This window comes from Paenibacillus sp. FSL F4-0125 (assembly GCF_038008565.1).
Classification (GTDB): Bacteria; Bacillota; Bacilli; order Paenibacillales; family Paenibacillaceae; genus Paenibacillus_AQ.
Genome location: NZ_JBBOZJ010000001.1, coordinates 6,622,623 through 6,649,602, shown reverse-complemented (window position 1 = coordinate 6,649,602; position 26,980 = coordinate 6,622,623). Strand labels below are relative to the sequence as shown.

Annotated in this window: 24 protein-coding genes; 23 read left to right on the top strand and 1 reads right to left on the bottom strand. The window is 44.1% G+C overall.

The features are described 5' to 3' along the window. Positions 1-11 precede the first annotated feature (11 nt). The 16 genes from NST74_RS29685 (at position 12) to NST74_RS29610 (ending at position 17,994) form a co-directional block, all read left to right on the top strand. Positions 12-956: a D-alanyl-D-alanine carboxypeptidase family protein gene (locus NST74_RS29685; protein WP_341115786.1), complete on the top strand. Its 945-nt coding sequence runs from the start codon at positions 12-14 to the stop codon at positions 954-956. A 316-nt stretch (positions 957-1,272) separates the two neighbouring features. Beyond that, on the top strand, positions 1,273-2,298 hold the full coding sequence (locus NST74_RS29680; protein ID WP_341115785.1) for an LCP family protein: 1,026 nt from the start codon (positions 1,273-1,275) through the stop codon (positions 2,296-2,298). Between the two features lie 193 nt (positions 2,299-2,491). Next, positions 2,492-2,917, top strand: coding sequence for a CBS domain-containing protein (locus tag NST74_RS29675; protein ID WP_339318216.1), 426 nt, complete (start codon positions 2,492-2,494; stop codon positions 2,915-2,917). Positions 2,918-3,130: 213 nt separating this feature from the next. Next, entirely contained in the window at positions 3,131-3,433 is a 303-nt protein-coding gene (locus NST74_RS29670; RefSeq protein WP_170880353.1) for a MazG-like family protein, read from the top strand. A 6-nt stretch (positions 3,434-3,439) separates the two neighbouring features. Further along, positions 3,440-4,357 carry a DUF2232 domain-containing protein gene (locus tag NST74_RS29665; protein ID WP_042131714.1) on the top strand — a complete coding sequence of 306 codons (918 nt, stop codon included), beginning with the start codon at positions 3,440-3,442 and terminating at the stop codon, positions 4,355-4,357. A gap of 11 nt (positions 4,358-4,368) precedes the next feature. Next, entirely contained in the window at positions 4,369-6,375 is a 2,007-nt protein-coding gene (locus NST74_RS29660) for a DHH family phosphoesterase (protein ID WP_042131713.1), read from the top strand. Beyond that, entirely contained in the window at positions 6,372-6,818 is a 447-nt protein-coding gene (gene rplI, locus NST74_RS29655; RefSeq protein WP_042131711.1) for a 50S ribosomal protein L9, read from the top strand. Before NST74_RS29660 ends, rplI begins: the two co-directional genes overlap by 4 nt. 1 nt (position 6,819) lies before the next feature. Further along, on the top strand, positions 6,820-8,187 hold the full coding sequence (dnaB, locus tag NST74_RS29650; protein WP_042131710.1) for a replicative DNA helicase: 1,368 nt from the start codon (positions 6,820-6,822) through the stop codon (positions 8,185-8,187). 209 nt (positions 8,188-8,396) lie between these two features. Continuing rightward, the gene (locus NST74_RS29645; protein ID WP_076120609.1) at positions 8,397-9,683 is read left to right on the top strand and encodes an adenylosuccinate synthase; all 1,287 of its coding nucleotides are present in this window, start codon (positions 8,397-8,399) and stop codon (positions 9,681-9,683) included. A gap of 163 nt (positions 9,684-9,846) precedes the next feature. Then, complete coding sequence (locus NST74_RS29640) at positions 9,847-10,494, top strand: hypothetical protein (RefSeq protein WP_341115784.1); 648 nt, start codon at positions 9,847-9,849, stop codon at positions 10,492-10,494. Positions 10,495-10,808: 314 nt separating this feature from the next. Further along, on the top strand, positions 10,809-12,353 hold the full coding sequence (locus tag NST74_RS29635; protein ID WP_341115783.1) for a M23 family metallopeptidase: 1,545 nt from the start codon (positions 10,809-10,811) through the stop codon (positions 12,351-12,353). 189 nt (positions 12,354-12,542) lie between these two features. Continuing rightward, complete coding sequence (yycF, locus tag NST74_RS29630; protein ID WP_341115782.1) at positions 12,543-13,274, top strand: response regulator YycF; 732 nt, start codon at positions 12,543-12,545, stop codon at positions 13,272-13,274. Then, a complete protein-coding gene (gene walK / locus NST74_RS29625) occupies positions 13,274-15,103 on the top strand; it encodes a cell wall metabolism sensor histidine kinase WalK (RefSeq protein WP_042131705.1) in 1,830 nt (609 codons plus the stop codon). Before yycF ends, walK begins: the two co-directional genes overlap by 1 nt. Beyond that, on the top strand, positions 15,100-16,392 hold the full coding sequence (locus tag NST74_RS29620) for a YycH family regulatory protein (RefSeq protein ID WP_076120607.1): 1,293 nt from the start codon (positions 15,100-15,102) through the stop codon (positions 16,390-16,392). The genes walK and NST74_RS29620 overlap by 4 nt, the downstream gene beginning before the upstream one ends. Before the next feature lie 37 nt (positions 16,393-16,429). Beyond that, complete coding sequence (gene yycI / locus NST74_RS29615) at positions 16,430-17,170, top strand: two-component system regulatory protein YycI (protein ID WP_042131702.1); 741 nt, start codon at positions 16,430-16,432, stop codon at positions 17,168-17,170. A 14-nt stretch (positions 17,171-17,184) separates the two neighbouring features. Next, the gene (locus NST74_RS29610; RefSeq protein ID WP_339288671.1) at positions 17,185-17,994 is read left to right on the top strand and encodes an MBL fold metallo-hydrolase; all 810 of its coding nucleotides are present in this window, start codon (positions 17,185-17,187) and stop codon (positions 17,992-17,994) included. Here NST74_RS29610 and NST74_RS29605 read toward each other — a convergent pair. Continuing rightward, entirely contained in the window at positions 17,960-18,169 is a 210-nt protein-coding gene (locus tag NST74_RS29605) for a hypothetical protein (protein WP_042131700.1), read from the bottom strand. The two genes, NST74_RS29610 and NST74_RS29605, sit on opposite strands and share 35 nt — an antisense overlap. Before the next feature lie 477 nt (positions 18,170-18,646). Here NST74_RS29605 and NST74_RS29600 point away from each other — a divergent pair, with 477 nt between their 5' ends. From NST74_RS29600 to cydC, 7 genes are all read left to right on the top strand, one after another. Continuing rightward, the gene (locus NST74_RS29600; RefSeq protein WP_042131699.1) at positions 18,647-19,891 is read left to right on the top strand and encodes a S1C family serine protease; all 1,245 of its coding nucleotides are present in this window, start codon (positions 18,647-18,649) and stop codon (positions 19,889-19,891) included. 419 nt (positions 19,892-20,310) lie between these two features. Continuing rightward, complete coding sequence (locus tag NST74_RS29595) at positions 20,311-20,511, top strand: cold-shock protein (RefSeq protein ID WP_019914582.1); 201 nt, start codon at positions 20,311-20,313, stop codon at positions 20,509-20,511. 93 nt (positions 20,512-20,604) lie between these two features. Next, positions 20,605-20,835: a cold-shock protein gene (locus NST74_RS29590; protein WP_042131698.1), complete on the top strand. Its 231-nt coding sequence runs from the start codon at positions 20,605-20,607 to the stop codon at positions 20,833-20,835. Positions 20,836-21,058: 223 nt separating this feature from the next. Further along, complete coding sequence (locus tag NST74_RS29585; RefSeq protein WP_042131697.1) at positions 21,059-22,453, top strand: cytochrome ubiquinol oxidase subunit I; 1,395 nt, start codon at positions 21,059-21,061, stop codon at positions 22,451-22,453. Further along, positions 22,450-23,466 carry a cytochrome d ubiquinol oxidase subunit II gene (cydB, locus tag NST74_RS29580; RefSeq protein WP_341115781.1) on the top strand — a complete coding sequence of 339 codons (1,017 nt, stop codon included), beginning with the start codon at positions 22,450-22,452 and terminating at the stop codon, positions 23,464-23,466. The genes NST74_RS29585 and cydB overlap by 4 nt, the downstream gene beginning before the upstream one ends. Further along, positions 23,466-25,232: a thiol reductant ABC exporter subunit CydD gene (cydD, locus tag NST74_RS29575; RefSeq protein WP_341115780.1), complete on the top strand. Its 1,767-nt coding sequence runs from the start codon at positions 23,466-23,468 to the stop codon at positions 25,230-25,232. The genes cydB and cydD overlap by 1 nt, the downstream gene beginning before the upstream one ends. Beyond that, positions 25,229-26,980 carry a thiol reductant ABC exporter subunit CydC gene (cydC, locus tag NST74_RS29570; protein ID WP_339288665.1) on the top strand — a complete coding sequence of 584 codons (1,752 nt, stop codon included), beginning with the start codon at positions 25,229-25,231 and terminating at the stop codon, positions 26,978-26,980. The genes cydD and cydC overlap by 4 nt, the downstream gene beginning before the upstream one ends.

Here is a 26,980-nt window from a genome sequence, read left to right as displayed (position 1 = left end):
GGATGACGACGATGAAAAGACGGATAATAGTGGGGACAATTGCAGCTGTTTTATTCGTTGTCTTGCTTGTGGTGTGGAGGCCAACTGAGCTTGGTTTTAAACCGAATATTGATGCGGAATCAGCAGTGCTTTTAGATATGGATACCGGAGATATATGGGTGGATATAAACGGTGATGTACCCATGCCACCGGCCAGTGTGTCTAAATTAATGACAGAAATGATTGTGCTGGATCAAATCTCCTCTGGAATGATTAGATGGGAAGATAGGGTTCCAATTAGTGATTTGGCAAGTAAAATAGGTGGCACAAGTCTCTCATTGAAGCGTGGAGAATTCTATACCATAAGGGAACTATTTGAGGGAATGACCATTTATTCTGCTAACGATGCTACTGTTGCATTGGCAGAGTATATGGCTGGCTCAGAAGCTTCATTTGTGCTAATGATGAACGAAAAGGCACGTAGTCTAGGCTTATCTTCCAACACAATATTTACCAACGCAACGGGACTATCGGGTAAGGATCTTGGTTTTACTGCTCCGAATGTGCATATTAGCGGTGAGACTATGATGACAGCTCGGGACACCGCCAAATTGGCTGCCGCACTAATCTATCATCATCCGGATATTCTCAATATTTCTAGCCGTACTCAAATGCATTTAAAGGATAAAGGTCTATATGTAAGTAACAGTAATTTCATGCTTCCAGCTATGGGTGGTATCTACGCTTATGAGGGTACAGATGGCTTAAAGACTGGGCATGATAACCGGGCAGGATACTGCATTGCAGGCTCAGCCCAGCGGGATGGGCATAGGCTTATTGCAGTTGTTATGGGAGCAAAAACTTATGAGAGCCGTTTTGAAGGGGCAGCGAAATTATTTGATTATGGATTTTTCCGCGGTTTGCAATCCGGAGATAGGGTTAAACATATGATACAACCGCTCAAAATTAGGAATTAATGTTGGAGCGCCATACCAGTATATATTACTTGGTTTGGGGCTTTTTCCCTATTCATGTCGTTATTTGTTGTTTCTTTTTATCCATTTAGTGATTACAATAGAAATATTGTTTTACTCCACATTATTTTTAGGACCGCAAAAAAACTTTTTTTCTATAATTTTGAATGACCTGAATTTCCTGAATGGGGGGACAATAAGATAATGGAATAAGGGATAGCCGATCGCTGTGAGAAATAAAGACATGACTGCCTGATAAAGATCAGGGAGCATTATATATAAGGCAAGCAATTATTCTACAATAAAGAAGGAATCAAAGATGAAAAAAATAAAGAAAAGATATATCGCCCTCATCGTTCTTGTTGTTATTATAGCGGGAGGCTTTCTGTTTCGTAATTCCTTGGCTGTATTAGCCTTCGACCTCTTTTTGTCTGATCGGGTTGAAACTAAGCTAAAGGAAGAATCTTACCAGCCACTTAAGGATGATAACAAGGTTAAGCCAGAACCGGTTGTGTACAAAAGCGATCCGTTCTCAATTATGCTGCTAGGTACCGATCAACGCGAAAATGAAACGGCACGTTCGGATACCATGATGTACGCTGTTGTTCGCCCAGAGGATTATAAGATCCTGCTTATTTCTATTCCGCGTGATACGTATACGGAAATTATAGGCCATAAGGATAATAAAAAGGATAAGATTACACATGCCTATGCTTTTGGGGGGCAACAAATGGCCAAGGATTCTCTAGAAGCGCTGCTTGGTCATGATATTCAATATTATGCCACAATCAACTTTCAAGGACTCAAGGATGCTGTAGATGCTATTGGAGGCGTTCCACTGCCGATTAAGAAAGAAATTGTGAACAAAGGTAAGGATCATGAAAAGTTTACAATTGAAGCTGGAAAATCGCTTTATAACGGACAAGAAGCGCTGAATTATACGCGTTATCGTGAGGATAGTGACTTTAACCGCACCAAGCGCCAACAAGTTTTTATTGATGTTGTAGCTAATAAAATGTTATCGATCAGCCAAATAGGCAATATTCCAAAACTGCTGGACATTATGGGGGATAACTTCAAGACCGATATAGAGCCTTCGATGATCATTAGCCTAGCTAAGAAATTCATGGGCGGAAAAGGGATGGATATCTCCAGCTTCACAGTTATGGGCGAAGGTAAACGTATGGATGGTATTTATTATGATATCGTTGATGAAGAGGATCTGAGCGAAGCTAAGGCGATGATTGATAACTGGATGAATGCAGCAACACCTGTAGATCAACTAATCGAACCTGGAAAAGCAAGTAATGCACTGGAACCTAAAGCAACGGCAGTTACGCAATAATTCTAAAGTGGAAATTAAACTCATATAAATAATTGCAGCAGCCATTTACATTCTCATGGCTGCTGCTTACTGTCTTCATGCTATAATGTATTGGAACTATTATTAAGCTGTCACGTATTAATAATTTTGCATGGCAGTAAGAGGAAGCTAAAGAACCGTAATTCCTTCGGAACTCTTTGAGGAGGATCAAGAGATGAATATTGCATTTTTTTTACTTCCGAAACAGGAAGTCGCTTGCGTAACGATCGACTCAACGCTACGCCAAACGCTGGAGAGGATGGAGTTCCACCGTTACACTGCTGTCCCTATTCTGAACCGAAATGGAGAATATGCTGGCACGGTTACAGAGGGTGATCTGCTCTGGTATATGAAGGAATCCGAGGGCAGGGTTACTTTCGAGAACGCTTCAAAATTCTTACTTAAAGATTTGCCGTTAAGGATGAATAACAGACCTGTCTCGATTGATGCGGATATGGAAGATCTGATTAATTTGGCTAAGGTACAGAACTTTGTTCCTGTAGTCGATGATATGAACCGGTTTATTGGTATTGTTCGCCGGAGTCAAGTCATAGAATATTGTGAGAAATTTGTATCAAAACAATCACAAGAGTCATTATAGCCCAATTTATTCGCGGCAATAGAAGCAATCGGAACAAGGCCTGTATTTCCGGCGATAACGGAAAACAGGTCTTTTTTTAAAAAGGTTAGAAGTATTAGTTCGGCCCTTGTTGAAGCATACTTAAGGTGCGCGGGGCGCCTTGTGTGACACGGAATTTTTTATGCTATAATGGAGAATAAAGCTTTTTGCCGGAGGTAGAGAGACGTGTCCAATGTGCCGAAGGATCTAGATGTAGCTAAACGCGCCAAGGTAATTGAATGGTTAAAAACAGAAGTGATTGACCAAGTTTCACGGTTATTTAAAGCGTTATGGGAAGGCAGTACTACCCGTGTGGGTGACAGCCTGGCTAGTTTGATTATGAGCTCTTATATATTGGGCCGCAGACTAGGGATTCCTTATCGTCAGTTAGATGACTTGCTACTCGAGAAGCTCAGAAAGCATAAGCAGGAAGGGCATCAGTTGGAAGAATGGTATCAAGATATATCTGCTTTAGAAGAACATATGCGTAAGAGGTGAATACTGTTGAAATTTCGCTGGTCATCTGTGGCTTGGAGTGTAGCATACTTACTTTTGCTGCTTAGTTTAACGACTCCACTGCTCATCATCACTACCTTATTTATGATTGTTCCGGCAGTAGTGTTATTCACTACGCTGAACACCAAACAATTCGTTCTACACGTATTACCGGTGTTGCTGATCGTTGGTCTGATTACACCTATTTATGTGCTGATCGCGGCGTATTTCTTAATACCTGCTCTGGTTATGGGCCGCTGGTATAAAAGACATGCCTCAGCAATGTCTACCGTGATTGCGGGTACAGTTACAATTCTTGGAGAATTCTTGTTACTCTTATTACTCGGTACGGCGTTATTTAATTTTGATCTGTCTAACTATGTGAACGATGTGCTACAGATGGTTAACTCACCTCTGTCTGATCTCGGTACCGCTAATCCACTGTTTACTGATCTTGGGTTTACGACTGAGGATGTAAACAAGCTAAGTCATATGACGGTTCAAATGATCCCGATGACTCTAATCGTAAGCTCTTTCATGATAGCTGTCATTACGCATTCTATTGTCCGTCCGATTTTGAACAGTATGAATTATGCAGCGCCTAAGATGAAGCCTGCTCGTGAGTGGAGACTTTCTAGATCGTTTATTTGGTATTATTTGATTGGTGTGGTTCTTCAGCTCTTCTTCGCAGGATCGGAGAATAATTACATCCTCATGATTTCTGCCAATCTGCTGCCGTTGCTGCGAATTGGCTTTATGATTCAGGCGATTGGATTCTTCTTCTTCCTGGCGCATGAACGCAAATGGAACAAGATGGCTGCTATTCTGCTAGCAATTCCGGTCATTTTACTACCGCCGCTACGCATTATTGGTATTATTGATCTTGCTTTCCCACTGCGGGAGTATGTGACGAAATCGAAACGATAGGGTGAGAGTTCATGCCTAAATTTCTGCAAAGACGCTGGCACGGCTATCATACCGTATGGGCGTTCATGCTGCTGTTGGCCCTTATTATAATTGTTAGTATTTATAATTGGGCACTAGGGGTCGTTAGCCTGTTTCTGGCAGGTACATTATGCTTCTATATGCTGAAGACGGAGATTACGTTCCGCCGTAATTTGGTGGAATATATAAATGGATTAACTTTTCGTATTAAGCGGGTGGAGGGAGAAGCAGTTAGCATGCTGCCCCTCGGAATCATTCTGTTTAGCGAGGATCGAACAGTAGAATGGAATAACCGCTATGCCGGTGATGTTTTTGCACGCAAGTCTTTAGTTGGGGAACCACTGCAGGAATTACTGCCAGATATGCAGTCTTTTTTTACAACGAATGTAACAGGAAAACGGGATGTCCTCAAAGAAGGTGTATTGCACGACACTCGCCTTGAGCTCACTGTGGATGAACGATATTATCAAGCCGTGATTATTCCAAGTGAACGTATTCTTTACATGTATGACATTACTGAGCTTGTGGTGCTACGTGAACGTTATGAGGATGAGAAGCTGGCGATTGGTATAGTGATGATGGATAATCTAGATGAATCTGCTCAAGGAATGGATGATCAACAGCGTACTTCTCTGATTGCTAAGGTAGCAAGTGAGATCACCGAATGGAGTAAACAGTTTGATGTTTACCTGCGTCGTCTGTCTTCTGAACGTTATCTAATGCTGCTTAATCATCGTAGCCTGCAGGCGCTGGAAGAAAGTCGATTCGTTATTCTTGATGAGATTAGGGAAATGACCGCCGACCTTAAGGTTCCCATGACACTGAGTATTGGCATGGCATTTGGAGCAGACTCTGCAAGCGAGCTAGGCGCTCTGGCGCAATCCAGTCTGGATATGGCGCTCGGCAGGGGTGGAGATCAGGCTGCTGTAAAAGCAGGTCAGAGATTATCTTTCTACGGTGGAAAGAGCAATGCCGCGGAGAAGCGCACACGAGTGCGGGCAAGAGTCATTGCACATGCGCTGCGTGATCTGATGCAGGAGAGCGACCGTGTGCTGATCCTTGGCCACCGGACCCCAGATATCGATGCTGTTGGCGCTGCGATTGGCCTTCTAAGGGCCGCACAGATGTATAATGTAGAGGCCAGCATTGTGATGGAAACTCCTAATCCTTCCATAACGAACATGATGGAGCAGATTCGGAAAGATGACGAGTTGTTTAAGTCATTCATCACAACGGAGCAATCCTTACAAGTAATGACGGAGCATACATTGCTTATTGTTGTGGACACCCATAAGGCGTCAATGACAATGGAACCGCGGCTTGTGCAATATGCGAGTAGAATTGTTGTGGTGGATCATCACCGTAGAGGTGAAGAGTTCATCAACGATGCTGTATTAGTCTATTTAGAGCCTTATGCTTCATCAACCTGTGAGCTAGTGACAGAGTTGCTTCAATATATCCATGAGAAGGTAAAGATTAGTCCATTGGATGCTACAATGCTCTTAGCGGGAATTACTGTAGATACGAAGCACTTTGCACTGCATACAGGCTCCCGTACATTTGAAGCTGCAGGATTTCTGCGCCGGAATGGTGCGGATACCGTTCTTATTCAGCGTATGCTGAAGGAGGACTTACAGGAGTATATTTCAAAAGCCGAAATTATCAAGCATGCGCGTATGATTTATGATCAAATCGCATTGGTGGTTACGGCACCAGGTATGAAGATTCCGCAGCTGCTTATCGCTCAGACAGCCGATACGCTGCTTGGAATGACGAACGTAGTCGCTTCATTTGTCATTAGTGAGCGACCAGACGGCCTGATAAGCATTAGTGCTCGATCACTTGGGCGTATGAATGTACAGGTCGTGATGGAAAAAATGGGTGGCGGTGGGCATCTATCGAACGCCGCGGTACAGCTAGAAGGAACATGTAAAGAAGCAGAAGCCAGACTGCTGAAAGTGCTGGCTGAAATCGAATCGAAAGAGGGTTTATTCGAATGAAGGTCATTTTCATAAAAGATGTTAAGGGTCAAGGTAAAAAAGGTCAGGTTAAAGAGGTGTCCGAAGGTTATGCTTCGAACTTCCTATTACCACGTGGATTAGTTCGTCCGGCAACGGAAGGCAATGTGAAGACGCTTGAGAATCAAGCAGCTGCTGAACAACGCCGTAAAGATAACGAAAAAGAAGAAGCTCAGCAACTGGGTAAGAAGATAGATGAGCTTACCCTTACTATGAAGGCAAAAGCAGGTGAAGGCGGCCGTCTATTCGGCGCAATCACGAGCAAACAAATTGCTGAAACGCTAGCTTCCACTCAAGGTATTTCCATCGATAAGCGCAAGATTGAGCTAGGTGAACCGATTCGCCATTTGGGAGTCTTCCAAGTAAGTATAAAACTACACACTGAAGTAAAGGCTACCCTTAAGGTTCAGGTAACGGAGGAGTAAAATGGGTGGAGATCTCTTTTTCGATCGGGTTCCCCCGCAGAATCTTGAGGCGGAGCAAGCGGTAATCGGTGCTGTTCTGTTGCAGGATGAAGCGCTCATTACTGCAATGGAACGGGTGAATACCGAAGACTTCTACGATAAAGCGCATCAAATGATTTTTGAGGCGATGGTGCAGCTCGGAGAAGAGAGCCAGCCGATTGATCTTGTTACGCTTACCTCAAGACTGCAGGACAAGGGAGAGCTTGAAGATATTGGCGGTGTTAGCTACTTAGCTAAGCTGGCGCATGCTGTGCCTACTGCGGCTAACGTAGAATACTACGCGCAGATTATTGAAGAAAAGGCTATGCTGCGGCGTTTGATTCGTACAGCGACGCAGATCGTGAGCGAGGGTTACACGGGTGGCGAAGATGTTGCCGATATGCTGAGTGATGCAGAACGGCGAATTCTTGAAATCTCTAACCGGCGCAGCGGCAGTGGATTTATCGCAATCCGCGATGTTTTGATGGAAGTATTTGATAAGGTTGAACTCCTTCATCAGAATAAAGATAAGGGCGGCATGTCAGGTATTCCAACGGGATTTGTGGATTTAGACCATATGACTAATGGATTCCAGCGCAATGATTTGATTATTGTTGCAGCCCGTCCTTCTGTAGGTAAGACAGCATTCGCGCTAAATATTGCTCAGAATGTGGCAGTGCGTGCCAAAGAGACGGTTGCTATATTTAGTCTGGAAATGTCTGCACCGCAGCTAGTACAACGGATGATTTGTGCCGAAGCTAATCTGGATGCGAATACTATGCGTACCGGTGACTTCAAGAGTGATGATGATTGGTCGAAGCTGACAATGGGCATTCAATCTCTATCGGAGGCGGAGATTTATATCGATGATACAGCAGGGATTACTGTAACGGATATTCGTGCGAAATGTCGGAGGCTCAAGAAGGAAAAGGGCCTGGGGATGATCGTCATTGACTACTTGCAGCTCATTCAGGGCCGCGGTAAAGGCGGGGAAAACCGGCAACAGGAAGTATCGGATATATCCCGTACACTGAAGCAGATTGCCCGTGAATTGGACGTGCCGGTTATCGCCCTGTCACAGCTTAGCCGGGGTGTAGAGCAGCGTCAGGATAAACGACCAATGATGAGTGACTTGCGTGAATCGGGTTCTATCGAGCAGGATGCCGACATTGTTGCGTTCCTGTATCGTGACGACTATTACAATCAGGACACTGAGAAGAAAAATATTATTGAAATTATTATAGCTAAACAGCGTAATGGTCCCGTTGGGACAGTAGAGCTTGTCTTCCTCAAAAATTTCAACAAGTTCGTTAACTACGAGCGAGCACATGCAGAACCATTTGCTGGTTAACCTGTCATGTATGATATCCGAACGATTGCACATTTCTTTGTGTAATCGTTCGTTTTATTTGACTTTGAAAAAAACGGCTGTTACACTGAGTATTGTCCTTTAGTGGGTAAATCCGCTTGGAGTCCGGAGGGCTACGTACATAAGAATGACGTACAGGGCCCATATTATGAAAAATAATGGTGCTGGCTAGCACCTACGGAGGAATGAACATGTCAACGGTAGTCGTCGTGGGAACACAATGGGGAGACGAAGGTAAAGGGAAAATCACTGACTTTCTAGCGGAAAGTGCAGATGTGGTTGCCCGTTATCAAGGGGGCAATAATGCCGGTCACACGATTCTGATTGACGGTGAGAAGTTTAAGCTCAGCTTAATCCCTTCTGGTGTATTTTATAAAGAAAAGACTTGTGTAATTGGTAACGGGATGGTTATTAATCCAGCTGCCTTGATCCAAGAAATTAATTATATTCATGAGAACGGTTTTGATACTAAGAACTTAGTGATCAGCGACCGGGCTCACGTTATTATGCCTTATCACATGGTACTGGATGCTCTAGAAGAAGACCGCAAGGGTCCGAACAAGATTGGTACAACACGCAAAGGTATCGGTCCTTGTTACATGGATAAGGCTGCGCGTAACGGTATCCGTATTGCTGACCTGATGGACGCTGAGGAATTCGAATTGAGACTTCGTCACTTAATGGAAGAGAAGAACCAAGTGATTACTCAAGTATATGGCGCGGAAGCTCTTAACGTTGAAGAGATCCTGACCCAGTACCTAGAATATGCGGAAGTACTGCGTAACTATGTGACAGACACGTCGGTCATTCTTAATGAAGCCATTGATGCAGACCGCAAAGTATTGTTTGAAGGTGCACAAGGGGTAATGCTTGATATCGATCAAGGTACGTATCCATTTGTAACTTCTTCTAACCCATCTGCAGGTGGAGTATGCATAGGTTCTGGCGTTGGACCTTCCAAGATTAAACAAGTTATCGGGGTTGCTAAAGCCTACACCACTCGTGTTGGAGATGGCCCGTTTCCTACAGAACTGAATGATGCAACTGGAGACTATATCCGTGAAACGGGTCATGAATATGGCACAGTTACTGGACGTGCTCGCCGTGTAGGTTGGTTCGACAGTGTTGTTGTAAGTCACGCTCGCCGTGTAAGTGGAATTACAGGCTTGTCTCTTAACTCGCTGGATGTACTCAGCGGACTTGAGACTGTGAAGATCTGCACAGGCTACAAATACCGTGGTGAAGTAATCACGCATTACCCAGCTAGCCTTAAGATGCTGGCAGAGTGTGAAGCGGTATACGAGGAGCTTCCAGGTTGGAGTGAAGATATTACTTCTGCAAAAACATTGGACGATCTGCCAGCCAATACACGCAGATATGTTGAGCGTGTGTCTGAGCTTACAGGAATTCCGATTGCCATCTTCTCAGTAGGCCGTAACCGTGAGCAGACGAATCAAGTAATGCCAATTTATATCTAAACAACATAGTCATTTATAAGGGGCCTCGAGAGAGGTCTCTTTTTTTATGTTTACTGTTACTCGTATGTTTCCCGCAGCTGGTTCTAGTCAATACTGGAGGTATAGAAAAATATGGATATTATCTACCGGATAGAATTGAACATAGGTGAGAGGAGAGACGAAGATGAAGATTGTGAAGCGTGCACTGGGTGTATGTCTAATTGTAGTACTCGCAAGTACACTTTCAATTCTAACCACGGGCGTGGTTGTAAATGCTTATATTCAATCGGTGCTGGCAAGCTTCGATATTAAAGTGGATAGTCCAGGCCCCGGTTTAGGCGGGATGATCAAGAGTATTCTTGGCATGGATAGTCAAACGAACACTACTAAAACAAATAAAGAAGCGACGACAGGCAGTACGGTAAATAAGGATAAAGATAATAGTAAGGATACACCGGCAAAAGAAAAAGGAGAACCTGTGGAGGAAAAAGCACCCGAAGATGCTTTACCGGTTATGGGCCAAGCCTCAAATGAGTCCTCTAATAATGAAAACCAGAGTGGAAGTTCAGAGGACCAGAAATTGGTGATGACACCGGAGGCATTAGGTGACTTTAAAGATAATCTCCCTTCAGCGGAGAAGGTAAATATATTCAATATTTTGATGTCCAAACTACCGCAGGATGAGATGCAGAAAATCTCTACGGCGATGGAGGATGGACTAACGGAGGATGAGGTTAAGGAATTGCAACAAGTCATTGCCAGATATGTTGATCCTGATGAATACGAGAGCATAATGAAAATGCTTACACCAACTACAAAAACGCTTCAGTAGTTCTAGTAATTGTCAATTTATAGACACAAGAAATAGGTTAAATTTTCATATTTGCGCAAAAAACCCGCATATTTGGTGGGTTTTTTTATATGTGTAAAGTTGAAATTTTTCGCTCAGCTATGGTACATTAGACAAGGATGTCAAAGGGTTAATTTTTTGTAACCTCTTGTAACCTTTTTAAGGGCCCATTAGAAGCAGGAATTTAGAACTAGGATAAGTAGAAACATTCATGGTCGTAATCTATATAATCGAGATCGTACAACTAGCTTGGCCGTTCATATCAGAAGACAGAGCGGACTGAAAGGGAGAGTTTCATGAAGGGATTTAAGTTCATGCGCCGGATGGGGAAACTGCGGGATAGAAACACAGCAGAATCCGGAGCAGATGTTCAGCAGAGCCACAATTTCGATCACGACTCCACGCACTTTCATCAAGAAAAAGGTACTCGTAGATTTCGGCGCTCTTGGATTATGGGAGCTGTTGGCCTAGTACTTCTAACCACTGTGTTGGTTGGTGCAGAGAAAAAGTATGTAGCGGCCAATACTGAAACCTACTATCAAGTGTTGTTGAAGGGCGAGGAGATCGGAAAACTTAACGATCAGGCACAGCTTAATCAGCTGTACGATAAGAAGCAACAGGAATATCAGGACAAGTATCCTGATAAAACAATGGCGCTTCAGACAGAAGGCATTACAATTAAACAGCAGAAAGCGTATAAGCCTGAAGTTGATAGTGAGGCTACACTTAATAAATTGGATGGTATGCTGAAGGCCTATGCTGTAGGTGTACAATTAATGGTAGATGGCAAGGCTGTTGGTATTGTTAAGGATCAAGAGACCGCAAATGCGGTACTTGAAGGGGTAAAGAATCACTATGTTCCACAAACTGAAGTAGCTACAGCTAGTAAGCTCACAAGAACAGCGGCCTCAAGTTCAAATGCTGCAAAGACAAAAGCTGCCAAGCAAGTGGAGTCAGTTAAGATTAGTGAAGAGGTCTCTATTGTCCCTGTGAAGACAGATCCTAACAAAGTATTGGATGTGCAGGAAGCGGTCAAGACACTTACCGAGGGTAAAGAAGCACCACTTCTTTACACCGTTCAAGAGGGCGATACGATTTCGGGGATTGCCAAACGGTTTGAAATTACACAAAAAGAGATTTATAGTAACAATCCTGATGTGAAAGAGCTAACGTTGAAGATTGGTGATACGTTGAAGCTGAAGGTACCACAGCCAGATGTTACAGTGGTTACTGTAGAGCAGGTGTCAGAGCAGGTAGTTACAGAACCTGAAGTGATCGTGCGTAAAAGCGACCAGTTACCAGCAGGCAAAAGTAAGGTCGTTCGTCCAGGACAAACGGGCCTTAAAGAAATGCAGTATCGGTTAACAAAGAAAAATGGAATGGTCGTACAAGAAGAGTGGTTGGGTCAGACCGTTATTAAATCTTCTCTCCCTGAAGTGGTTTATCGGGGTACGAAGGTAGTTGGTGAAGGAACAGGCATGTTCAGTTGGCCAGTAAGCGGAGCAACCCTTACTAGTAGTTTCGGTGAGCGCTGGAGCCGTGCCCATAAGGGTCTAGATATGGTATCTGGCAACCGGAGCATTAAAGCCTCTGATGCCGGAACTGTAATCTTTGCTGGTGTGAAGAGTGGATATGGAAATGTGGTTATCGTGGATCACCGTAACGGATACGAAACCTATTATGGCCACTTAAACAGTATCTCCGTTTCTACGGGACAGCGTTTAGAGCAAGGCGCCAAAATTGGCGTAATGGGCAATACTGGACGCTCGACAGGAACACATCTGCATTTTGAGATTCGGAAAAATGGCACTGCAGTAAATCCAATGAAGTATTTGCGATAATTCATACGTTAACCTTAACTGCTCGATTAAACTCGAGCGGTTTTATTTTTGTTAATATAGGAATGACGATATAGCTGTTTCTTTTTGCTGGGGAAGCCGATTCCTTATTTCGTAGGATGTGACGGTAAGACAGGTATGTTAAAATAAAGGAATGATCTTTAAGTAGGGATAGGAAGGTGAAGCTGAGACATGCAGATGGGAACGATTCTGGTAGTAGACGATGAACAGCCTATTGCTGATATATTGAAGTTTAATTTAGAAAAAGAAGGCTACGAGGTTATTTGTGCTTTTGATGGTAACAGTGCAGTAGAATTGGCATTGTCCAAAAAGCCTGATCTTATGCTGCTTGATCTTATGCTGCCTGGTAAGGACGGGATGGATGTTTGTCGTGAGGTTCGTTCTGCGCACTTGGACATTCCTATCATTATGCTTACTGCCAAAGACGGAGAGATTGATAAGGTGCTTGGCCTGGAGCTTGGTGCGGATGACTATGTAACTAAACCTTTTAGTACACGAGAACTGCTCGCCAGAGTTAAAGCCCAAATGCGGAGACAGCACAAACCATCATCAACGGGAGTGACGAGTGAACCTGCAGAGAGCAAGCAGGGGATTTATCATTTTGATCTATTTATTGATACAGATATGTATATGGTATACAAGGGCGGAGAACCGCTTGATTTGACGCATCGTGAATATGAGTTGCTCTACTATATGATCAAACATGCGGGTAAGGTGATGACCCGGGAACATTTATTGCAGGCTGTGTGGGGATTCGAGTATTTCGGTGATGTGCGGACCGTAGACGTGACGATCCGTCGTCTAAGAGAGAAAATTGAGGAGAATCCCAGCAAGCCGGAATATATTTATACCCGGCGCGGACTTGGCTATTTGATGCATAGCCCTAAAAGTGGAGGACTGTGATGAAATGGTGGTCCTTTTTCCGGACAATTCAGGCTAAGCTTATTATTATTTATGTACTGCTGATTCTGATAGCTATGCAGTTAATCGGAGTCTATTTTGTCAGCTCGATGAAGAACTCGTTAACGGATAATTTCACGAAGGATCTTAAAGCACGTGCTGAGATGCTGTCTATCCTGACTGCTGATAAATTTGGCAGTGAGGCTGGAACGGCGGACGAGGAAACGGCTGTAGAAAGTCTGCGTGGCATGGTCAATAACCTGTATATTAACGGGGCCGAGATTCAGGTGCTTGATGCCAGCGGCAAAATTATTACCACCTCCGTACCCTCGCAGAATGACTATGTCGGACAGCGCAATACTCAGACTGTAGTGAATCGTGCTTTGCAGGGGATCAGCGATAATGAAGAATATATTATTGCTGATGATAATGTGCGTAAAAAGGTTGTGGCCAAGCCGGTGCTCTCCGGTGATAAGGTGGTTGGGGCAATCTATATTGCTGCCGACATGAAAGATTTATATGCAACCATGGGCAGGATCAACAGTGTATTCATCTCTGGATTGCTGTTAGCCTTATCACTGACAGTTGTCTTATGTGTTATTCTTGCACACACCATTACACAGCCGATTAAAGAAATGACCAGGCATGCAACAGCTGTTGCAGAGGGCCGCTTCAATCGGAAAATGCCTGTACTGGGCAACGATGAAATTGGACAACTCAGTCAGGCATTCAATTATATGACTGGAAGATTGCGTGAGGCGCTCTCGCAGAATGAGGAGGAGAAGGAGAAGCTCACCTCTATTCTGACGAACATGAGCGATGGTGTGGTAGCCACGGATGAGAATGGCGTAGTGATTCTTATGAACCTTCGGGCAGCACTTATGCTGGGAACAGAAGGTCCATTGCCTGAAGGTGCTCCATTGGACAAGCTGCTAGGTCTCGACTATGAGCAGAGTGGTGCCTTAGCGAAAGGAAACGCACAATCCGCAATGCTTCATCTAACACATATGGGTGGAGAAGATTCTAATATCGTGAGAGTGACGTTTACTCCGATTCATCGCCGGGAAGGTGGAATTGCTGGTACCATTGCTGTGTTACAGGATGTAACTGAGCAAGAAAACCTGGAAGAATCACGCCGAGAATTCGTGGCGAACGTTTCGCATGAGCTAAGAACACCACTTACAACGATTAAGAGCTATGTGGAGGCACTCGATGATGGAGCGCTGGAGGATCCGCAGTTAGCGGTTCGATTTGTTGGGGTTATTCGTAACGAAACCGAGCGAATGATTCGTCTGGTTACAGATCTACTGCATCTTTCGCGACTGGATTCTAAAGAGGCACTTCTCAGAATTCAGCAGACCGATATTACTGAGATGCTGGAGGATGTAGCAGACCGCTTTTCTTTTCAGATTCGGCAGAAACGTATCGATATTAGCACAAGGGTTCGTAGGGATGTAAGCACCGCTTGGCTTGATCGGGATCAAATTGATCAAGTGCTGGGGAATCTAGTCTCGAATGCGTTAAAATATACGCCAGAAGGCGGTACGATTGAATTGGAAGCCTTGAAGAATGAGGATGGAATGCTCTCCATTTCTGTACGTGATTCCGGGATTGGTATTCCGAAGAAAGACATCGAGCGGATCTTCGAACGTTTTTATCGGGTGGATAAGGCACGTTCACGGAATATGGGAGGCACCGGACTCGGTCTTTCCATTGCCCGGGAAATTGTGAAAGCACATGGAGGCTCTATTTCCCTGCAATCGGAGCTTAATGAAGGCTCCAAGGTAACCTTTACGCTACCTCTGAATGAGCAAAGGGGGAGTGAGGCATGAAGGAGAGATTGAAGTCATGGATTCTAGCTTTGCTCGTAGTGGGAAGTCTTGTTGAGAGTTATTATTTGATTTACCGGCTGCCTGGTGCAGACTCTGCGGTACTCTCCGAGAATCTATATGTGAAGACGGATAATATGGGACCAGAAGAAAAGGTCGAGAACCTATTGTACCCTGATAAAATGATCATCCATATGGGCGATAACAAGCATACGCTTTTTTATCCAGACTCAACGTTCTATAGCTTAATTATGAATCGGTTAAAAGGTCGTGGATTTGAAAGCTTCCAGCGGCACTCGGTACAGGATTATGACTGGGATAAGATTCGTAGTGAGAATCCGGGGATTGAGCTTTCGTTCGGATCAGGCATTCCGGTAACGTTACTACAGCGGGTTATGCAGTTGTCACCTGATTCCCTGTTTGAAGGAGAAAGCATCGATCGCATTTGGATCTATAACATTAAGAATGACTCCAAAGCGCATGCCATTTTCTTCAGTACGAGAGGCGACATTATATATGAAGCGGCAAAAGCCGATTTAACCGTTCAAGACGTGCAGCAGCATGTGGATTTCGGCAAAAACTGGACGCCTTACAAGGCAGTAGACGGTGATTATTATGTGCCAGACAGCAAGATTTCTCTAGTTCAGGTTGAGATGCCTTCAGGCATGTATACCATAGAACAAATGCAGAGTAATCTTTTCTTCGATGTTGGAAGTACTAGATATATTCGCGAGAAAAACGGATCGGAGATTTATACGGACAGCAAACGCAGTCTTCAGGTCGATAAGGAACGGAATTGGATGAGCTATAGTGATCCAGCCGCACTTCCAGCTGGAGACAGTACACCTGCCAAGGATGCGCTTGAAGCTGTGGAATTTGTGAACCAGCATGGTGGATGGAACGGAACCTATCGTCTTGAAGCTACCGAGGAGGGGAGACAGGAGAGAAAGGTCTCTTTTCAACAATACTATGGCTCCTACCCATATGGCTCCTATCCGATCATGAGTAATTCGCAGCTACAGTATGGCGTAATTAATCTGGAATTGCAGCAGGGAACCGTATCCTCTTATGAACGCTCATTAATCTATATTGAGGAGAGTAAAGCAGAGAAGAAAATCGTAGAGCTATCTGGAGGCGCGGAGCTGGAGAATCAATTGTCGTTAGTCAGCAAAACTTCGGGAGTGAAGGATTTGACGCCTGCGTATGTACCTGTAGTGAAAGATGAGAAGCTGCAACTGCTCCCAGTCTGGAAGGTTACGCTTATTGATGGCAGTGTTCTTACTTTAAATTAATTACAAGTCGTTCATATAACATTTAGGAGGTAAGGGTATGGATTGGGGAAGAGCCAAAAATGTACTAATTTGCGCCTTTTTAGGTCTGAATCTGCTGCTTTGTTATCAGCTGTGGATTGATTTGCGCGATCAGGTTAGTGCCAATCTCGATTTCACTTCCCTATCTGAAGAAACCCAAGCGGTGATGGAGCAAAAGGGGATTCGTGTGTTGTGTCCGATTCCTGCGTCTACCCCGCAGCTTCCTAATATAACTTATCGATATTCTGCTGAAGAGCAGAATGAGCCACCTATTAAATTAGATGTTCCTATAGATAGTAAGCTGATCTATTCTTCATTCTCTGACCTTAGCAAGGCGCTTGAGAGTCAAATTCCCGACATCGCCAATTATCGCTTCGATTCACAAGAAAGTGAAGTTGGGAAATTTGTTCTTCACCCGCTAGTTCAGAATCAGTGGTCGTTATTCCGAGTTAGACTAGAGTTGATTAATAGTGATCAGAAGATTGTAGCTTACCGCTCGCCGAAGATTGAAATTGGGGCAAGCAGTAGTGATAAGGAACAGAAGGTACTGCCGGCATCACAAGCGCTTAGTAGTTTGATTGAAAAATATTTTCCGGCGGACTCTGTAGTGAAGGAGATTGAACTTGGTTATTATGGTGAGCTGTTCAACTCCGAAAGTCAGGTAGCGTCGCCGATGTGGCGGTTCATGCTGGAGAACGGCAATGCCTATTATGTGGATGCTATTAGTGCGGACATCATCAGTCCGAAGACAACAGATTAGAAGGAGTAAGGAAAATGGGGATTTCATTTACAGTACTGTCCAGTGGTTCTACCGGAAATGTTACGGTGGTACGGAACGGGGAGACAACACTTATGATTGACGCAGGTCTGAGTGCCAAGCGGATCGATGAGCTGTTAGCCATGCGCGAGTTAACGGGTAATGATATAGACGGGATTCTAGTTACGCACGAGCATTCTGATCATATCAAGGGACTCGGGGCAATGGCCCGTAAATACGATCTTCCGATTTATGCAAACACAAATACCTGGGGTGCTATAGAGAAAGGCATTGGCAAAATACCGGACTATAACCGAATCATTATGGAGTCGGGGCAGCATAGGGATTTTGGCAGTCTGCGAGTAGAGTCGTTTGCGATTTCTCATGATGCGGCGGAACCGGTTGGTTACAATTTTTATGATGGAAAAGAGAAGCTGTGTGTAGCTACGGACCTTGGGTATGTTAGCGACAAGGTGAGAGATGCGATTTCAGATGCAGACGTATTGGTGCTGGAAGCGAATCATGATATTGAAATGCTGAGGATGGGACGTTATCCGTGGAATACGAAACGACGTATACTTGGCGATATGGGTCACCTTTCTAATGAAGCAGCCGGAGCGGCACTTAGTGAAATTCTCACAGGACGTACCAAGCGTACCTATTTAGCGCATTTAAGCCGGGATCATAATATGATGGACTTGGCTAAAATGTCGGTACGTTGTGCAATGGAGGATCGGGGTTGTTTCTTCAAGGATAGTGAGTTTAAGCTTTGTGATACGTATTATGATCAACCTACGCCATGGGATAAGTTGAGCCAGTTGTCATAAGCTGATCAAGCTCGGCGGTTTTTTGTTCTAATTCTTGGCGGGAGATCAGGCCTTTATCGATCATTAATTCGATCATAGCACTGAAGGCAAGGGTCATATGATAGTGTTCATCCTTTAAATCACCAAGTTTACCGATAAACTCAACCAGATCCATACTTGTAGAAAAAGAATTCATAATTATACCTCCTTATATAGTAAAAACAAAATTGGAGTTGTAAAAAATTCGCAGACCTTTTACCTCAGGAAAATCACGAATTGAGGGTTGCCTGTGATACAATTGTAGACATAATGAGCAAAACCTAAATTTAAGGAACATTTCTATTATTGTAGTCTTTTAAGTTGCAAAATATTCCTAATAGAGAAGATATATTGAAAGATTCTAATATTCTTTCGATTAACTGAAACTATTGTGGGGTTAATGGATAAAGTGAAACCTTTTAGTGATTGTGAGAGTCTAAAAGTATGCAGTAATATGTGATGAAATATTAGAACATAAGTGTTTTGCATTTAAGGTTCTTGTATGTCTTGTAATTCTCGCATAAATGCGTTTCGTTCCATTAAGGACGGCACAGGCGTTTATGCTTGGGATGTGATTGCTAGGTTCAAGTTTTAGAGACTGTGGACGCTTGGCAATAGAAGGGGGAGATTTTCGGTGGGATTGTTTGATGACGATTTCTATTCAACTAAAGTATCACGGTCCAGAGGGGATGAAGCATCAAAGGGATCATTTGCAAACCGTAAGCATTCTGTGCGAAGATCGCGCAAGGGTTTATCCACTTGGCAAATATCCGCCGTCTGCTCCTTAATCAGTGCTGTGGTGGCAGTGTTCTTATTCAGTGTGCTTACTGGACAAATGAGTCATGAAACTGCTCCGAAGTCTGTAGCAACAACTGGGGAGGTTACTCCAAGCAGTGATCCGTTTGACCGTATCATTCAAGCCGCTGCTACGGTTCGTCCTGCAGTAGTAAGTATTATCAATCATAAGGAAGATAATAAAGAATTGAACATTCTGGATGAGTCAGCATTAGGCTCTGGAGTGATTTATAAAAAGGTGGATAATAAAGCATTTATTATTACTAATAACCATGTTATCGAAGACTCCGGCAATCTTGAGGTCGTAACAGTAGATGGTGAGACACGTAAAGCTACACTTGTTGGCACGGATAAAGTGAGTGATATCGCAGTTCTTTCTATTGATGCTAAGGGTATCAATACGATCGCACAGCTAGGAGATTCCTCCAAGCTTCGCCTAGGTGAAACAGTCATTGCCATTGGTAACCCTTTAGGACTTGGAGACACATTGACCTCAGGGATTGTCAGCTATACTGAACGGAAGGTTCCTGTATCCTTAAATCAGGACGGCGTATATGACTGGGAGCAAGAGGTCATTCAGACCGATGCGGCGATTAATGAAGGTAATAGCGGCGGAGCACTTGTGGATCTGGATGGTAAAGTCATCGGTATTAACACGATGAAAATCTCCGATGCAGGTGTAGAGGGTCTAGGGTTTGCAATTCCAGCTAACCATGTGATAGATACCGCAAATGAACTGGCTGAAAAAGGGCGTATTGCCCGGTCCTACTTAGGTGTATATTCCGTAGATTTAAATAATCCTTACGTTCCTCTTGCAGAGGATCAACGTAAGGAACTGAACCTACCGAATAATGTTAAGGATGGGGTAGTCGTTCTGGATGCTGTTGGACCTGCAAAGGAAGCCGGAATACAATTTAATGATGTAATTACAAAATTTAATGATGAGCCTATTACATCCACACTCTCCCTTCGCAAGTATTTATATAATCAAACGAAGATTGGCGAGGATCTGAAGATCACCTATTACCGAAATGGGAAGGTCAATCAGACGACAGTTAAACTTCTTGAAAAACCAGAGGAATAATATACCGAAAGTCGGCATATAATGATATAGCAGTAATGACAAGTAGAACGGACTACCCCTTCAGTTGTGAAGGTAGACCTTCCTGAAATAGCGATACTTTGTATCGCTATCGGGGATCTGTTTCTTCTAAATATTTGATAAATATGGCAATTATAAGCTGATTTAATGAATTTTGGGCTGACTGGCAACCCTTACATTGGAAGGTAATACTTATTAGGGTAGAAACGGATAAATCCGGATGCCAGCTTGCCTTTGCTAATCAGGTGTGGTAATATGATATCAATCATACATTTAGTCCCTAATTTTCGCATTGAAAAGGGCTGTTATATTTGGCAATACAACCTTTTTCAATGTGTGAATTTTTTCTTTGTTTGAAGATAAAAAGAACATATTAATTTAAATTTGTGGAGGTAACACACATGCAAACAGGTACAGTTAAATGGTTCAACGCAGAAAAAGGATTCGGATTTATCGAAGTTGAAGGCGGAAGCGACGTATTCGTTCACTTCAGCGCAATCACTGGCGACGGCTTCAAAACTTTGGACGAAGGCCAACGCGTTGAATTCAACGTTGTTCAAGGCAACCGTGGACCACAAGCCGAAAACGTTGTAAAACTGTAATAATAGAAGAAACCGTCCCAGCTTTTTGAAAGTTGGGACGGTCTTTTTATATCTAGTTAGTCACTATTGACTTACAGGATGGGAGGAACGGCAATGAACTACCGGAAGAAACCTTTGGAAGAAATACCGGAAGAAAATACCGCGATTTGGGCGTGTACCAATGATGGATGCAACGGATGGATGAGGGATAATTTCGCATTTGAACATGCGCCTTCTTGCCGTCTATGTGACTCTCCAATGGTTCGCAGCACGAAGATGCTACCACAATTGCTTAATTCGAATGGCGATCTCAAATCGCTGAAGAAGGGTATTTCCATTACCTAACCAATGCCTTTATGAGTCAAGCTTGTTATAGAGCAGTGAACAACTTCAAGACGGTTAAACCGTCTTATTTTTTTTGCTTTTTTTATGGTAAATTGTGATTTTTGTCACAAATCATTTGAATTTTACCGTTAAATACACCCCTTTGTGTGACATTAATCACAAAAAGACGTTTAAATTTTTGACACAATATAATTAACGAAAAGGGGAGAAGGAAGGGAAAAATATGGATACAGTAATGCTGTCGCGTATACAATTTGCGTCGACGACAATATTCCACTATTTCTTTGTACCGGTATCAATCGGACTAGCGCTCTTGATTGCCATTATGGAGACCATGTACGTTAGAAAAGGCAATGAAGAGTACAAAAGAATGGCGCAGTTCTGGGGAAAGCTGTTCCTCATCAATTTTGCAGTAGGGGTAGTTACAGGGATTTTACAGGAATTTCAGTTCGGGATGAACTGGTCTGATTATTCACGTTTTGTGGGTGATGTCTTCGGGGCTCCGCTTGCAGTAGAAGCATTGGCAGCCTTTTTTCTGGAGTCTACGTTTATTGGAATCTGGATATTTGGCTGGGACAAAGTGTCCAAGAGAGTGCACTTGGCCTCTATCTGGCTGGTAGCATTCGGTACGATGTTATCTGCTTTCTGGATCCTGGCAGCAAACTCCTTTATGCAGCATCCAGTAGGATTTGCGATTAATAATGGTCGTGCAGAAATGAATGATTTCTTCGCGCTTATTACGAACGGACAATTGTTGGTTGAATTCCCGCACACGGTTCTTGCTGCGTATGCAACAGGTGCCTTCCTAGTAACGGGTATTAGTGCCTACAAGATATTGAAGAAACAAGATGTATCTTTCTTTAAGAAATCTTTTCAAATTGCAGCTATCGTAGGTATTATTTCTTCTATCGGTGTAGCCGTGGCAGGCCATGCGCAAGCACAGTATTTGGTTGAGACTCAACCTATGAAGATGGCGGCTTCCGAAGGACTATGGGGTAAGAGTGGTGACCCAGCGCCTTGGACCGTATGGGCAAATATTGATCCAGAGAAGCAAGAAAGTACTGGAGAATTTCAAATTCCGTATATGCTGAGCTTCCTTTCATACAGTAAATTTTCCGGTGAAGTTAAAGGTATGCTTGAACTGCAAGCTGAGTATGAGCAAACCTATGGCCCCGGTGACTATATTCCACCTGTACGTACGACATTCTGGAGTTTCCGGATCATGGTTCTAGCAGGAACGTTAATGATTGTACTGGGTATGTACGCTATGTATTTAATGTGGCGCAAAAAAATGGACCGTCCAAACACCTGGTTTATGCGGTTTATGCTATGGGGATTACTGCTTCCTCCAATCGCGAATACAGCGGGTTGGGTCATGACCGAATTCGGGCGTCAGCCATGGACGGTATTCGGACTGATGACCACGGAAGACAGTGTGTCGCCTAATATTACGAGCGGTCAGGTTCTATTCTCTGTTATTTCTTTTACAACGATTTACGCAATTCTCGGATTAGTACTGATTGGTTTGTTTATGAAAGTAATTAAAAAAGGTCCTTATGCGATGGATAACGATCACGGGGATTCGCATGATCCATATAATGAGGAGGGCGCCCAATGATATCTCTTAATGAATTGTGGTTTGTGCTGATTGCAGTTCTGTTTATAGGGTTCTTCTTTCTGGAGGGTTTTGATTTCGGCGTAGGGATGGAAACACAGATTCTGGCTAAAAATGATACAGAGCGCCGGGTACTGATTAACTCTATCGGACCTTTCTGGGATGCTAATGAGGTATGGCTACTAACGGGTGCGGGCGCAATGTTCGCGGCTTTTCCGGAATGGTATGCAACGCTGTTTAGCGGATTCTATATTCCTTTTGTCTTTGCTTTATTAGCCTTGATTGCGCGTGGCGTCGCTTTTGAATTCAGAGGTAAACGAGATTCTTTAGCTTGGAAAAGAACTTGGGATGCTTGTATCTTTATTGGCAGCTTCCTCCCACCGTTCCTCCTTGCAGTAGTGTTCGCCAGCTTTATTAAAGGTTTACCTATTGATGGCGATATGCAAATGTACGCAGGCTTCACAGATATCGTGAATGTATATACTGTAGTAGCAGGTCTTACGGTAGTTCTTCTCTGTTTGGTGCATGGTCTCATGTTCACAACACTGCGTACAGTGGGTGATCTACAGGCTCGTGCTCGGAAGATGGCACAAAGATTGCTGATCCCACTTGCAGTTTTGTTTACTGCTTTTGTGATTATGACTTATAATATGACTGATATCTTCGAGCAGCGCGGAACGGTTCTTATGATTATTGTAGCGCTCGGAATTATCGCTTTTGTGCTATCGGGTTATTTTATGAAGAAGAAGAAGGATGGCTACGCTTTTGGAATGACAGGAGCTGTAATGGCGTTGTCGGTAACTTCAGTCTTTGTAGGACTATTCCCACGTGTTATGATTAGTTCAATCGATCAAGCCTTTAATTTGACAATCACCAATGCGGCTTCGGGACATTACTCTTTAAAGGTAATGACGATTGTGGCACTGACCATCCTTCCATTCGTATTGGGATATCAAATTTGGAGTTACTTTGTCTTTCATAAACGCGTTCACGAGAAGGAGCATCTTGAATACTAATGGATAAAAATTTGCTTGGGTATAAAGGAGTTAAACCGGTCTTTCTGATCGTTGGCCTCCTTACCCTGGTGCAAAGCATGTCCATACTTCTGCTGGCCAAGTGGCTAGCAGAAGTCATCTCTGCGCTATTTGCGGGAGAACCTCTGAAGGAACAATGGGCTACTTCGCTATTGTTCCTTCTTGCATTTCTAGTGCGCCATGCTTGCGCCATGCTGATGAGCCGTATCTCTTACCGCTTTGCGGAAGAAACGGGCAGTAACATGCGGAGGGAAATGATGGATAAGCTCTTCCAGCTCGGACCCAGAATGGTGGGTGGGCGTGGAACCGGGGATCTTGTTACACTTGTGCTGGAAGGCGTAACAAAGTTCCGCACATACTTAGAAGCGATTATCCCTAGAATGGTAGGGATGTCAATTACACCGATTCTGGTGCTTATTTATATCTACACGATGGATACCGCGAGCGGGATTATTCTTACGATCACCATGCCGATTATTATTGTCTTTATGATTTTGATCGGGATGACGGCTCGTAAGCAGATGGACCGTCAGCTGAAATCTTATCGTACCTTATCTAATCATTTTGTAGACTCCCTCCGTGGGCTAGAAACGCTGAAATTTCTGGGCCGCAGTCGTAGTCATAGCACGAGTATTGCCACGGTCAGCGATCGATATCGCTCGGCGACGATGCGTACACTACGAGTAGCTTTTTTGTCCTCATTTGCACTGGACTTCTTTACGATGTTATCCGTTGCTTCCGTTGCAGTAAGTCTCGGCCTGCGTCTTGTCAACGATCAGATGACGCTTGTTACGGGCTTAACCATTCTGATCTTGGCACCGGAATATTTCTTGCCTGTCAGATTGGTGGGTTCAGATTTCCATGCTACTCTCGATGGAAAGGAAGCTGCTGAGGCAATGAAGAGCATTATAGATCAGGATGAAGTGAAAGCTGAAGTAGTAGGTTCTAATGGTAATCAAGCCTTGGATTCTGCATCAAAAACATCAGAAAAGATATTCACTTGGCATAAAAATAGCGTACTTACATTAAAGGATGTCAGTGTGAAATACGAGGAAGCCGGTCTTTCTTCGCTGGAAGCGGTGAACCTGCAATTTAAAGGAGCAAGCAAAATTGGGATTATCGGAGAGAGCGGGGCCGGTAAATCTACGTTAGTGGATATATTAGGGGGCTTTTTGCACCCTACTTCAGGAAGTATCACGGTTAACGGTACAACGGTTAGCGCATTAACGGATGAGGCTTGGCGAAAGCAGACTTCGTATATCCCACAGCGTCCTTATATTTTTAGCGGTACATTGGCTGATAATATTCGCTTCTATTACCCTGAGGCCTCTATGGAAGCTGTGTCTGCAGCTGTGAAAGCTACCGGATTATCAGAGCTGGTGGCGACCCTTCCGAATGGCTTGGATGAAATGATCGGCGGCGGAGGTCGTTCGTTCAGTGGTGGGCAGGAGCAGCGGGTTGCGCTGGCTCGAGCCTTACTCAGCAGTCGTCCGATTATGTTATTAGATGAGCCAACGGCACATCTGGATATTGAGACCGAATATGAGCTGAAGGAGACGATGGTGCCTCTTTTTGAAGATAAGCTGGTCTTTTTGGCAACACATCGCCTGCACTGGATGCTGGATATGGACATTATTGTAGTAATGAAGCAAGGACAAGTGGCAGAAATCGGTACCCATCAGGAGTTGCTTGCCCGCAAGGGTGCGTATTATGAGTTGATTGGGTCGCAATTGGAGGGAATCCATTGAAACGTGAAGGATGGTTTGCTCCGTATGTATCGTCGTATTTTTGGCGTTTTGTGCTTATTATCGTGCTTGGGGCATTGACGATTTTTACAGCCTCATCATTAATGTATACCTCAGGATTTCTGATCTCAAAAGCATCTACACCTGTCGAAAATATACTAATGATCTATGTACCGATTGTCGGTGTGCGGACGTTCGGGACGAGTCGGGCTGTGATTCATTATGTGGAACGCCTAGTTGGGCATGACACGATTTTGCGAATTTTATCTAAGATGCGTGTGCGTTTGTACAATATTTTGGAGCCTCAAGCGTTGTTTCTGTCCTCACGTTTCCGCACTGGGGATATTCTCGGGATGCTTGCGGATGATATTGAATATTTACAAAATGTATATCTGCGCACCGTATTTCCAAGCGTCATTGCTTTGCTGATTTACGGGGCTGCTGTGATTGCACTGGGTACTTTTGATATCGCTTTTGCGCTATTGATGGCTCTGTATATATTGGTGTTAGTAGTGGTGTTGCCGTTCTTATCTCTGCTCTTCACACAGAAGCGCCAACGTGAAGTGAAAGTAGAGCGTAATCGTCTTTATCAAAAGCTGACTGACGCCGTGCTTGGCATGGGTGATTGGGTCATTAGTGGGCGGCAAAGCCAGTTCGTAGACACTTATGAAGCAGATGAGAGAAAAGTAGCCCAAACCGATGCAGCGCTGCGCAGTTGGGCACGCCTTCGTACGTTCATTGGGCAAGCGGTAATTGGGATTGGCGTGCTTTCTATGCTGTATTGGGCCGCTGGAGAGTTTGCAGATGGTGCTATTGCGGGCACATTGATTGCGGCGTTCGTACTGGTTGTTTTTCCTGTAGCAGATGCCTTTCTGCCAGTGTCTGAAGCGGTGGAGAAAATCCCGCAGTACCGTAACTCCTTAGAGCGATTGTCTGGTGTAAATGGAACTGAGCAGAACATCGTCTCTGAAAAAGTAACTGTAGTCGATGCTCTACCTCAGGCCATGAAGAGTGCTCACATCAAGCTCGAAAATGTAGGTTACTACTATGGTTCAGAGGCTAACTGGTCGGTTCGCGATCTCAGCCTCGACATTCCACAAGGTAAAAAGATTGCGATCATCGGCCGAAGTGGTGCGGGTAAATCGACGTTATTAAAGGCTATTCAAGGTGTTATTGAGCCTTCTGACGGCTCGGTTACGATTAATGGTATCGCTGCAGATGCCTATGGTGAGCATATTCCTTCTATTATAGCGGTGCTTAATCAGAGCCCACACTTATTTGACACTACGGTAGCCAACAATATTCGTATGGGTGATCCGAAGGCTTCCGAACAAGCCATTAAAGAAGCTGGCGCCTTAGCCAAAATGGATACGTTGATCTCCTCGTTGCCAGATGGATATGATACCTTTGTCCGTGAAGCAGGGCAACGATTCTCTGGTGGAGAGCGTCAGCGGATAGCGTTAGCTCGTATTTTGCTGCAAAATACACCTGTTGTCATACTCGACGAACCGACTGTAGGGTTGGACCCGCGGACGGAACGTGATCTTTTGAAGACAATGTTCGAAGCCATGAAGGGTAAGTCACTAATTTGGGTAACGCATCATTTGGTCGGTGCGGAGCAGATGGATGAAGTGATTTTTATGGAAAATGGCTCGGTAGAAATGCGTGGAACCCATGCTGAGCTGATGAAAAAAGAACCGCGTTACCGCAGATTATATGAGCTGGATCGTCCGGTGGAGTTTCTAGGGTAG

Excerpts from the sequence above, each read along its gene's own strand:
- cydB (WP_341115781.1), top strand. The coding sequence starts at position 22,450 with ATGATATCTCTTAATGAATTGTGGTTTGTGCTGATTGCAGTTCTGTTT.
- NST74_RS29610 (WP_339288671.1), top strand. The coding sequence starts at position 17,185 with ATGGGGATTTCATTTACAGTACTGTCCAGTGGTTCTACCGGAAATGTT.
- NST74_RS29675 (WP_339318216.1), top strand. The coding sequence starts at position 2,492 with ATGAATATTGCATTTTTTTTACTTCCGAAACAGGAAGTCGCTTGCGTA.
- walK (WP_042131705.1), top strand. The coding sequence starts at position 13,274 with ATGAAATGGTGGTCCTTTTTCCGGACAATTCAGGCTAAGCTTATTATT.
- rplI (WP_042131711.1), top strand. The coding sequence starts at position 6,372 with ATGAAGGTCATTTTCATAAAAGATGTTAAGGGTCAAGGTAAAAAAGGT.
- NST74_RS29685 (WP_341115786.1), top strand. The coding sequence starts at position 12 with ATGAAAAGACGGATAATAGTGGGGACAATTGCAGCTGTTTTATTCGTT.
- NST74_RS29585 (WP_042131697.1), top strand. The coding sequence starts at position 21,059 with ATGGATACAGTAATGCTGTCGCGTATACAATTTGCGTCGACGACAATA.
- yycF (WP_341115782.1), top strand. The coding sequence starts at position 12,543 with ATGCAGATGGGAACGATTCTGGTAGTAGACGATGAACAGCCTATTGCT.
- NST74_RS29590 (WP_042131698.1), top strand. The coding sequence starts at position 20,605 with ATGAACTACCGGAAGAAACCTTTGGAAGAAATACCGGAAGAAAATACC.
- NST74_RS29640 (WP_341115784.1), top strand. The coding sequence starts at position 9,847 with ATGAAGATTGTGAAGCGTGCACTGGGTGTATGTCTAATTGTAGTACTC.
- NST74_RS29605 (WP_042131700.1), bottom strand. The coding sequence starts at position 18,169 with ATGAATTCTTTTTCTACAAGTATGGATCTGGTTGAGTTTATCGGTAAA.
- dnaB (WP_042131710.1), top strand. The coding sequence starts at position 6,820 with ATGGGTGGAGATCTCTTTTTCGATCGGGTTCCCCCGCAGAATCTTGAG.
- NST74_RS29620 (WP_076120607.1), top strand. The coding sequence starts at position 15,100 with ATGAAGGAGAGATTGAAGTCATGGATTCTAGCTTTGCTCGTAGTGGGA.
- NST74_RS29660 (WP_042131713.1), top strand. The coding sequence starts at position 4,369 with ATGCCTAAATTTCTGCAAAGACGCTGGCACGGCTATCATACCGTATGG.
- cydD (WP_341115780.1), top strand. The coding sequence starts at position 23,466 with ATGGATAAAAATTTGCTTGGGTATAAAGGAGTTAAACCGGTCTTTCTG.
- NST74_RS29645 (WP_076120609.1), top strand. The coding sequence starts at position 8,397 with ATGTCAACGGTAGTCGTCGTGGGAACACAATGGGGAGACGAAGGTAAA.
- NST74_RS29680 (WP_341115785.1), top strand. The coding sequence starts at position 1,273 with ATGAAAAAAATAAAGAAAAGATATATCGCCCTCATCGTTCTTGTTGTT.
- yycI (WP_042131702.1), top strand. The coding sequence starts at position 16,430 with ATGGATTGGGGAAGAGCCAAAAATGTACTAATTTGCGCCTTTTTAGGT.
- NST74_RS29635 (WP_341115783.1), top strand. The coding sequence starts at position 10,809 with ATGAAGGGATTTAAGTTCATGCGCCGGATGGGGAAACTGCGGGATAGA.
- NST74_RS29595 (WP_019914582.1), top strand. The coding sequence starts at position 20,311 with ATGCAAACAGGTACAGTTAAATGGTTCAACGCAGAAAAAGGATTCGGA.